Here is an 8339-nt window from a genome sequence, read left to right as displayed (position 1 = left end):
CACCTACGCCGACTCGACCATGGCGGTCAACGGCTGCGCCGGCTACGCGCAGGCCCGCTCCTTCGCGACCGTCACGGTGAACACCGACACCGTCACCAGCACCACCACCCTGTGGGGCCAGCCCTTCAGCATCGGCTGAGACAGCCACATCCGTTCCGGCCCCGCCTCGTTCACCGAGGCGGGGCCGGACGCGTTCAGGCTCAGTACAGCGCGGAAGCCAGCTTGCGGCGCGCGGCGACCACCATCGGGTCGGCCGGGTCGAAGAGCTCGAACAGCTCGAGCAGCCGGGTGCGGGCCGCGGTCCGGTCGTCGCCCGCGGTGCGCCGGATCGTCTCGATGAGCCGGCCGAACGCCTCCTCTGCCTGCTGGGTGTAGAGCAGCGCGTCGGCGGCGTCGAGCTGCGCCTGCACGTCGGTCGGGGCGGCGTCCGCCTTGGCGACCGCGTCGGGCGCCACGTCCTGCACCCGGGCCAGGAAGCGCACCTGGCGGATGGCGCCGAGCGCGGCCGTGTTGCCCGGCTCCGCGTCCAGGATCGCCTGGTAGCCGGCCTCGGCGCCGGCCAGGTCACCCTCGGCGAGAGCGTCCTCGGCGGCGACGAACCGCGGGTCCTCGACCTCGGGCTCCTCCTCGCCGCCCGACGCCGGCGGACCGGCGAGCTTGCCGGCCGTGGCGAGCAGCACCTGCTCGAGCCAGCCACTGACCTGGTCCTCGGGCTGGACGCCCTCGAAGTCGGCGAGCGGCTGCCCCGCGGCCACGGCCACCACGGTCGGGATGGCCTGCACACCGAACGCCTGCGCGATCCGCGGGTTGGTGTCGACATCCACCCGGGCCAGGACCCAGTCACCCGCGCCCCGGCGGGCCAGGGACTCGAGCACCCCGGAGAACTGGACGCTCGACGGGCTCCGCTCGGACCACATCGAGACCAGCACCACCACCTGGGACGACCGCTCGAGCACCTCCGCTTCGAAGGTGGCCTCGGTGACGTCGACGACCGGCGCGAGCCCGGTCGGGCCCGCCTCGCCGACGGGGCCCGTCGGTTGCTGCGACGGCGGCGGGGACTGCGCGCGGTCCTTGAGGGCCGACAGGTCCACGGCCCCGGACATGGCGGCAGCCGCGGCGGCCGAGGGACGTGCGGGCGGGCGAGAGCCAGGTCGAGTCACACCCAACAGTCTGGCACGCCCACCCGGGTGTCAGCGCGCCTCACCCCTCCCACCCGGACCCCGGTACGCCTGGAAACCCCCGGACCCCCAGATACGCGCAGTGCCCCCGAACCGTGACGGTTCGGGGGCACTGCGGATGTGTCTGGGAATCAGGCCTCGGCGAGGGCGGGATCCGCGACCTTGCCGGACGCGACCGCCTCGGCGGACAACTCGGCGAGCTTGCCGTTACGCACGGCCCAGCGCTCGAACACGATCGTCCCGAACGGCGGCACGCTCGACACCAACGCCCAGAAGGTGGTCATCAGGTCCCACTTCAGCGACCGCGCGGTCACCAGCGCGATCAACACGAACGGAACGAAGGCGGCGATGCCGTGCACCATTCCGGGGATCCGGACGGCCTCTTCGTACCCGAGCACCCACTTGAAGAACATCGCAACCAGCAGGGCGGCCCAGGTGACGGCCTCCCACTGGGCAACCAGGCGGAACCGCTTCGCGGGCGTGGACACGTCGAGGATCTTCGGCATGCCCACCATTGTGCCTGAGCAAATCGGACAACAAGGCGCCGTCGTGTGTGATCTACGACGCCTTGTAGTCGGATTCGGTTGGTGCAGTTGTGGCCGCTGACCGGGCGAGTTACTGCTGGGGCACCCGGATGATCAGCGCGTCGCCCTGACCGCCGCCGCCGCACAGTGCGGCCGCGCCGACACCGCCGCCGCGACGCTGCAGCTCGAGCGCCAGGTGCAGGGCGATGCGCGCACCCGACATGCCGAGCGGGTGCCCGACCGCGATGGCGCCGCCGTTCACGTTGACCTTGTCCGCGTCCAGGCCCAGCTCACGGGTCGACGCGATGCCGACCGCCGCGAACGCCTCGTTGATCTCGACGAGGTCGAGGTCGGTGGGCGCGATGCCCTCCTTCGCGCAGGCCTTCGCGATCGCGCGGGCGGGCTGCGACTGCAGGGTGGAGTCCGGGCCGGCGACGACGCCGTGGGCGCCGATCTCGGCGATCCAGCTCAGGCCCAGCTCCTCCGCCTTGGCCTTGCTCATCACGACCACCGCGGCGGCGCCGTCGGAGATCGGCGAGGCCGAACCGGCGGTGATGGTGCCGTCCTTGCTGAAGGCCGGACGCAGCTTGCTCAGGGACTCGGCGGTGGTGTCGGCGCGGATGCCCTCGTCCTCGGCGAAGACGATCGGGTCGCCCTTGCGCTGCGGGATCTGCACCGGCACGACCTCGTTGTCGAACAGGCCGTTCTTCCAGGCGCGGGCGGCGTTCTGGTGCGACGCCGCGGCGAACGCGTCCTGCTCCTCGCGGGTGATGTGGCTGGCTTCCTGCTGGTTGACCTGCTCGGTCAGCAGCCCCATCGCCTGGTCGGTGAAGATGTCGTGCAGGCCGTCGTACGCCATGTGGTCACGCAGGGTGACGTCGCCGTACTTGAAGCCCTCGCGGCTCTTCTCGAGCATGTGCGGCGCGCGGCTCATCGACTCCTGGCCGCCGGCGACCACGATGTCGAACTCGCCGGCGCGGATCAGCTGGTCGGCCAGCGCGATCGCGTCGACGCCGGACAGGCACACCTTGTTGATGGACAGGGCCGGCACGTCCATGGGGATGCCGGCTGCCACGGCGGCCTGGCGGGCGGGCATCTGACCGGCGCCCGCGGTGAGCACCTGGCCCATGATCACGTACTCGACCTTCTCGGGCGCGACGCCGGCCTTCTCGAGCGCGCCCTTGATGGCGATGYCACCGAGATCGGACCCGGAGAAGTCCTTGAGTGAACCCAGGAGCCGCCCCATCGGGGTACGGGCTCCGGCGACGATTACAGAACTGCTCACGGCTTCCTCCAAAGATCAGTGCGGGCGGGCACCGGTTAAAGCCACATCCCCACGAGAACTACCAAGACGGTAACGCTAACGTCAATGTCATGACACACTCTGCCCCCAGCTCGGCCACTTCCCCCCTGGCCTCCGACCTCGTGACGGCCATCGACCACGTCGGCATCGCAGTGCCCGACCTCGACGTCGCGATCGCCTGGTACGCCGAACACCTGGGCCTCGTCTCCACGCACGAGGAGACCAACGAGGAGCAGGGCGTCCGCGAGGCCATGCTGTCGGTGCCCGGCAGCCCGGCGGGCTCCACCGCGATCCAGCTGCTCGCGCCGCTCAACGAGAACTCCACGATCGCCAAGTTCATCGACCGCAGCGGCCCGGGCCTGCAGCAGCTCGCCTACCGCGTCACCGACCTCGACGCGATCTCCGAGCGCCTGCGCGCCGGTGGCGTCCGGCTGCTCTACGACGCACCGCGCCGCGGCACCGCGAACTCGCGGATCAACTTCCTGCACCCGAAGGACGCCGGCGGCGTGCTGGTCGAGCTCGTCGAGCCGGCCGCCGACGGCGGGCACTGAGCACCCCTTCCACCCACACCTGACCGCCGTGCGGGGAGCCGAACGCCTCCCGCGCGGCGGTCTCGCGTATTTTCATCACGCCTGACAGGGCGACGACACCACAAGCGCAGCGACGGTAGGTTATGAGCATGGCCAACGAGCACGACCGCGGATCGATTCCGCTCCCCTTCACCGTCGCACGCAAGGGTTACGACCGCGACGAGGTTCGTCACTACTTCGACCGTTTCGACGCCGAGCTGCGGGTGACCGCAACCGATCGGGACGCCGCGGCCGCGCAGGCCCGGGACCTGGCGATGCAGCTCGAGGACGCCCGCGACGAGATCGACGACCTGCGCAAGGACGTCGACCGGCTGTCCGTGCCGCCGACCACCGCCGAGGGCATGAGTGAGCGCATCTCCCGGATGCTGCGCCTCGCCTCCGACGAGGCCTCCGAGGTGCGCGCCCATGCACAGGCCGAGGCCGCCGAGATGGTGTCCATCGCCCAGCAGGACAGCACCGCGATGCGCGCCGAGCACGAGACCCGGCTGGCCGAGCTCGCCGACCTCCGCTCCGCGCTCGAGACCGAGCACACCCAGACCATGGCCGCCGCGCGCACCGAGGCCGCCCGGATCGTCGAGGCCGCCCAGAGCGAGCGGGCCCGCATGGAGGCGGAGTCCGAGGCCAAGCGCAGCCAGATCCAGCAGGACTTCGAGATCACCATGAGCGAACGCCGCACCAAGGTGGTCAGCGCGGTCGAGGAGCTCGAGGCGACCAGCAAGGCCGAGGCGGCCCGCCGGATCACCGACGCCACCAACGAGGCCCGGCGCCGGCTGCAGACCGCCACCGAACAGGCCGAGAAGCGGATCGCCCACGCCAAGGAACTCGCCGAGGAGCTGCGGGTCCTCCGGGGCCGGGTCCTCGCCCAGCTCTTGGGTATTCGCGGCCAGCTCGATTCGGTGCCGGCGATGCTGGCCTCGGTCAACCGGGAGGGCGAGCTGCTCGACGGCGTCAACGAGTCCGAGCGCAAGGACCGCCGGGACTCAGCGGCGGCCGAGGACGAGGCTCACGGCGAGTCCGATCAGAACGACGCCGGTCAGGACGAGCACGGCTCCGCGGACGAGTACCAGGACTCCGAGCGGGACGTCACGACCAACGCCGGGTGATCCCGCGGGACCCGCGCCCGTTCCAGCATCCTGAGTGCCAGTGCCGGCGGTCTTCGGCTCCGCCGATCGCGTCCGCCGGCCAGGCCACCAGGTGCGCAACGCCGGGCCGGATCTCGTGGTCACAGCCGGGGCACCGGTAGGTCTTGGTGGCGCGGGCGCCCGGGATCTGCCGGACCTGGTACTGCTCGCCGTCGTAGCCGGCCGGGCCGGACTCCACACGGGCCTGCGAGCCGCCCAGCGGCGACGGCGGCTCGGCGCGACGGTGATGATTGCGGCGGGGCATGAATCCAGCCTAAATGCCGCTCAGAACAGCCTGAACTCGGTGCTCTCGATTCCGCGCAGCGCCTCGTAGTCGAGGGTCAGGCAACGGATTCCGCGGTCCTCCGCCAGCGTCCGGGCCTGCGGCTTGATCTGCTGCGCGGCGAACACACCGGTGACCGGGGCCAGCAGCGGGTCCCGGTTGAGCAGTTCGAGGTAGCGGGTCAGCTGCTCGACGCCGTCGATCTCCCCCCGGCGCTTGATCTCCACGGCCACCGACGCGCCGTCGGCATTGCGGCACATCAGGTCCACCGGGCCGATCGCCGTCATGAACTCGCGCCGCACCAGCGTGTAGCCGGGGCCGAGTGTCTCGACGTGCTCGGCGAGCAGCTCCTGCAGGTGCGCCTCGACGCCGTCCTTGATCAGACCCGGGTCGACGCCGAGCTCGTGCGAGGAGTCGTGTTCCACCTCGTCGATGGTGATCCGCAGTTCCTCGCCGGCCTTGTTGGTCACCACCCAGAGCTGCTTGCCGTCGCCGGCGTCGTCCTCGACCAGCCAGCAGGGCGGGCTCATCCAGTTCAGCGGCTTGTAGGCACGGTCGTCCGCATGGATGCTCACCGAACCGTCGGACTTGACCAGCAGCAGCCGTCGGGCCTTCGGAAGGTGGGAGGTGAGACGGCCGACGTAGTCGACATGGCAGTTGGCAATCACGAGACGCACTCGGACCACACTAGAGCACGCCAGCGCCGGTCCCGACCACAGCTGGCCGGAGCCATTACGCTCGGCGATCATGGCAGTTCCCGGAGTTTCCACAGCCCCGCTGGGCTCGCGCCTCCTCGGTTCCCCCACCGAGACGCCGCGGCGTCGGCGGCTGCGGGTACAGGTGCTGCTCACCGTCAGCCTGCTGGTGACCAATCTGGTCGGATTCGTCGTGGTCGGCGCGCTCATCGCAGTGGTCCCCGGACCGGAACTGCTGACTCGGGAGTTCCTCTTCGTCGACGCCGTCCTCGGCCCGGCCTATCTCGTCGTGGCCACCGTCGTCGGCCTGGTCTGGGGCACCCTGCGTGCCCTGCGTGGGCTGCGCTGGGCCGTCGAGGGCCGGGCACCGACGCGCGAGGAGGCGGCCGCGGCGCTGTCGATGCCGTGGAAACTGACCCGTATTCAGATCGTGCTGTGGCTCGGCGGGCTGGTGGTGTTCACCACCGCCTACGCCATGGTCGATCCCGAGACCATCCCGAAGGTCTCGCTGACCATCGCGATGAGCGGCACCACCATCTGCGCCTTCGGATACCTGCTGGCCGAGTTCGCCCTGCGCCCCGCCGCCGCGCGCGCACTCGAGGCGGGCGATCCGCGCCGGGTCCGGATCGCGGGCGTCACCGGCCGCAACGTGCTGGCCTGGCTCCTCGGTACGGGGGTACCCGTCACCGGGCTGATCCTGGTCGCGCTGTTCTCGCTGCTGCACGAGGAGGCCAGCCCGGACCAGCTGGCGTGGTCGATCCTGGCCATCGGCGGCGCCGCGCTGGTGTTCGGACTGCTGCTCACCCTGCTCGGGGTGGCCGCGACGGTCGCTCCCATCCGGTCCGTCCGCGCCGCCATGACCGAGGTCGAGAAGGGCCACCTCGGTACCCGGATCCAGGTGTACGACGGCACCGAGCTCGGGGAACTGCAGAGTGGTTTCAACCGGATGGCGGAGGGCCTGTCCGAACGCGAACGAATCCGGGACCTCTTCGGCCTGCACGTCGGTCACGAGGTGGCCGAGGCCGCCATAGCGCGCAATCCCGAACTCGGCGGCGAGGAGCGCGAGGTCGCGGTGTTCTTCATCGACCTGGTGGGCTCGACGCAGCTCGCGGCGTCCCGTCCCCCGCAGCAGGTGGTCGACCTGCTCAACCGCTTCTTCGACGTGGTGGTCGACGAGGTGGACCGGCACGGCGGCTTCGTCAACAAGTTCGAGGGCGACGCGGCGCTGGCGATCTTCGGTGCGCCCGCTGACCTGGACGACCCGGCCGGGAGCGCGCTGGCCGCGGTCCGCTGGATCCAGCAACGGCTGCGCGTCGAGGTGCCCGACTGCGACGCGGCCGTCGGGGTCGCGGCCGGCACCGCGGTGGCCGGGAACATCGGCGCCCGAAAGCGATTCGAGTACACCGTGATCGGCGACCCCGTGAACGAGGCCGCGCGCCTGTCCGAACTCGCCAAGACAGTCCCCGGAGCCGTGCTCGCCTCCGACCGCGCGGTGGCCGCGGCCGGCGCCGACGAGGCCGCACGGTGGACGCTGGGCGACACGGTGACGCTTCGCGGGCGCAGCGCGCAGACCCGCCTGGCGACGCCCCTGCCCTAGTCGACGCTCTTGATGTCGACCAGGAAGACCAGAGTCTGACCCGCGAGCTCCGAGCCACTGCCGGCCGGACCGTAGGCGTCCTTCGGCGGGATCTCGGCGAGGACCTTCGAACCGACCTGCTGCCCGACGAGCGCCTGCGCGAACCCCGGGATCACCTGGCTCGGGGCGAACGTGGCCGGTGCACGACCGTAACTCTGGTCGAAGATCTCTCCGGTGTCCCAGCTCGTGCCCTGGTACTCGAGGGTCACCTGGTCGTTGGGTCCGACAGTGGCCCCGTCACCCTTTGCCACCACCGTGATCTTGGTTTCGGCCAGGTCCGGCTTGTCCGCGGGCAAGGTCAGCGTCGGCGGCTCGTCGCCGTTGAACTGCACATTCAGGTCGCCGGCGCTCAGTGACGCATCCGAGGTGGACTCGTCGGACGCGGAATCCGATCCACAGCCCGTCAGTGTCAGCGCGGTGACCGCGGCAAGCGCAAGTGGGACAGAACGCAGCAGATTCTTTCGCGACAGCATTCGCACAGTCTGCCAGGGCGCCTCCGCGCGAAGGTCGACCGGCCCCGGAAACGCGAAATGCCCCGCACCACAACCCCTAAAGGAGTCGTGATGCGAGGCATTCGCAAAATATGTACGGCGGTGACCTACTCTCCCACACCCTGTCGAGTGCAGTACCATCGGCGCTGGAGGGCTTAGCTTCCGGGTTCGGAATGGGACCGGGCGTTTCCCCTCCGCTATGGCCGCCGTAACTCTGTGAAATTTTCACACGGAACCGGCACAGACACCAAATCAATGGAATCAAGCAGCCGGCTCTGACAACGTGTGTTGTYTCAGATACCGCACAGTGGACGCGTAGCTTCTTTGTGGTAAGTCCTCGGCCTATTAGTACCAGTCACCTACACCCATTACTGGGCTTCCAGTTCCGGCCTATCAACCCGGTGGTCTGCCGGGGGCCTTACCCCACAAGTGGGTGAGAAACCTCATCTTGGAACAGGCTTCCCGCTTAGATGCTTTCAGCGGTTATCCCTTCCGAACGTAGCCAACCAGCAGTGCCC

10 protein-coding genes and 2 rRNA genes are annotated in these 8339 nt (G+C 69.9%); 4 read left to right on the top strand and 8 right to left on the bottom strand.

Features of this window, described 5'->3' with window-relative positions:
• The coding region (locus tag AC1DU4_RS25565) for an MspA family porin (RefSeq protein ID WP_477844657.1) at positions 1 to 139 on the top strand (139 nt) is incomplete at its 5' end.
• A 61-nt stretch (positions 140 to 200) separates the two neighbouring features.
• On the opposite strand, the gene AC1DU4_RS25560 is transcribed toward AC1DU4_RS25565, so the two are convergent.
• From AC1DU4_RS25560 to AC1DU4_RS25550, 3 genes are all read right to left on the bottom strand, one after another.
• Complete coding sequence (locus AC1DU4_RS25560) at positions 201 to 1103, bottom strand: co-chaperone YbbN (RefSeq protein ID WP_477844655.1); 903 nt, start codon at positions 1101 to 1103, stop codon at positions 201 to 203.
• A 206-nt stretch (positions 1104 to 1309) separates the two neighbouring features.
• The gene (locus AC1DU4_RS25555; protein ID WP_072845002.1) at positions 1310 to 1684 is read right to left on the bottom strand and encodes a DUF3817 domain-containing protein; all 375 of its coding nucleotides are present in this window, start codon (positions 1682 to 1684) and stop codon (positions 1310 to 1312) included.
• Positions 1685 to 1793: 109 nt separating this feature from the next.
• The gene (locus AC1DU4_RS25550) at positions 1794 to 2987 is read right to left on the bottom strand and encodes an acetyl-CoA C-acetyltransferase (RefSeq protein ID WP_477844653.1); all 1194 of its coding nucleotides are present in this window, start codon (positions 2985 to 2987) and stop codon (positions 1794 to 1796) included.
• Between the two features lie 89 nt (positions 2988 to 3076).
• Between AC1DU4_RS25550 and mce the strand changes: the two genes are divergently transcribed.
• Both mce and AC1DU4_RS25540 read left to right on the top strand, forming a co-directional pair.
• The gene (gene mce / locus AC1DU4_RS25545; protein ID WP_072844847.1) at positions 3077 to 3556 is read left to right on the top strand and encodes a methylmalonyl-CoA epimerase; all 480 of its coding nucleotides are present in this window, start codon (positions 3077 to 3079) and stop codon (positions 3554 to 3556) included.
• Between the two features lie 128 nt (positions 3557 to 3684).
• Positions 3685 to 4698, top strand: a complete 1014-nt coding sequence (locus AC1DU4_RS25540) for a hypothetical protein (protein ID WP_477844651.1) — start codon at positions 3685 to 3687, stop codon at positions 4696 to 4698.
• Here the strand turns inward: AC1DU4_RS25540 and AC1DU4_RS25535 are convergent.
• Together AC1DU4_RS25535 and nucS are read right to left on the bottom strand one after the other, a co-directional pair.
• Entirely contained in the window at positions 4679 to 4981 is a 303-nt protein-coding gene (locus AC1DU4_RS25535) for an ATP/GTP-binding protein (protein ID WP_072844846.1), read from the bottom strand. The two genes, AC1DU4_RS25540 and AC1DU4_RS25535, sit on opposite strands and share 20 nt — an antisense overlap.
• 20 nt (positions 4982 to 5001) lie before the next feature.
• Positions 5002 to 5676: an endonuclease NucS gene (gene nucS / locus AC1DU4_RS25530; RefSeq protein ID WP_072844845.1), complete on the bottom strand. Its 675-nt coding sequence runs from the start codon at positions 5674 to 5676 to the stop codon at positions 5002 to 5004.
• A 70-nt stretch (positions 5677 to 5746) separates the two neighbouring features.
• On the opposite strand from nucS, the gene AC1DU4_RS25525 reads away from it, so the two are divergent.
• Positions 5747 to 7291 carry an adenylate/guanylate cyclase domain-containing protein gene (locus AC1DU4_RS25525; protein WP_477844648.1) on the top strand — a complete coding sequence of 515 codons (1545 nt, stop codon included), beginning with the start codon at positions 5747 to 5749 and terminating at the stop codon, positions 7289 to 7291.
• Here AC1DU4_RS25525 and AC1DU4_RS25520 read toward each other — a convergent pair.
• From AC1DU4_RS25520 to AC1DU4_RS25510, 3 genes are all read right to left on the bottom strand, one after another.
• Positions 7288 to 7803, bottom strand: coding sequence for an FKBP-type peptidyl-prolyl cis-trans isomerase (locus AC1DU4_RS25520; protein ID WP_477844646.1), 516 nt, complete (start codon positions 7801 to 7803; stop codon positions 7288 to 7290). The two genes, AC1DU4_RS25525 and AC1DU4_RS25520, sit on opposite strands and share 4 nt — an antisense overlap.
• Before the next feature lie 112 nt (positions 7804 to 7915).
• Positions 7916 to 8032: ribosomal RNA gene (gene rrf, locus AC1DU4_RS25515) — 5S ribosomal RNA — on the bottom strand.
• 114 nt (positions 8033 to 8146) lie between these two features.
• Positions 8147 to 8339, bottom strand: a 23S ribosomal RNA gene (locus AC1DU4_RS25510); the annotation flags it as partial.

The organism is Rhodococcus sp. P4_F5, assembly GCF_056401315.1.
Note: the sequence above shows the minus strand (reverse complement) of the source record. Positions and strands in the feature narration are given on the sequence as shown.

What these genes read in the sequence shown, in the direction of transcription:
- AC1DU4_RS25560 (WP_477844655.1), bottom strand. Translation starts at nt 1,103, where the DNA reads ATGTCCGGGGCCGTGGACCTGTCGGCCCTCAAGGACCGCGCGCAGTCC.
- AC1DU4_RS25555 (WP_072845002.1), bottom strand. Translation starts at nt 1,684, where the DNA reads ATGCCGAAGATCCTCGACGTGTCCACGCCCGCGAAGCGGTTCCGCCTG.
- mce (WP_072844847.1), top strand. Translation starts at nt 3,077, where the DNA reads ATGACACACTCTGCCCCCAGCTCGGCCACTTCCCCCCTGGCCTCCGAC.
- AC1DU4_RS25540 (WP_477844651.1), top strand. Translation starts at nt 3,685, where the DNA reads ATGGCCAACGAGCACGACCGCGGATCGATTCCGCTCCCCTTCACCGTC.
- AC1DU4_RS25535 (WP_072844846.1), bottom strand. Translation starts at nt 4,981, where the DNA reads ATGCCCCGCCGCAATCATCACCGTCGCGCCGAGCCGCCGTCGCCGCTG.
- AC1DU4_RS25525 (WP_477844648.1), top strand. Translation starts at nt 5,747, where the DNA reads ATGGCAGTTCCCGGAGTTTCCACAGCCCCGCTGGGCTCGCGCCTCCTC.
- AC1DU4_RS25520 (WP_477844646.1), bottom strand. Translation starts at nt 7,803, where the DNA reads ATGCTGTCGCGAAAGAATCTGCTGCGTTCTGTCCCACTTGCGCTTGCC.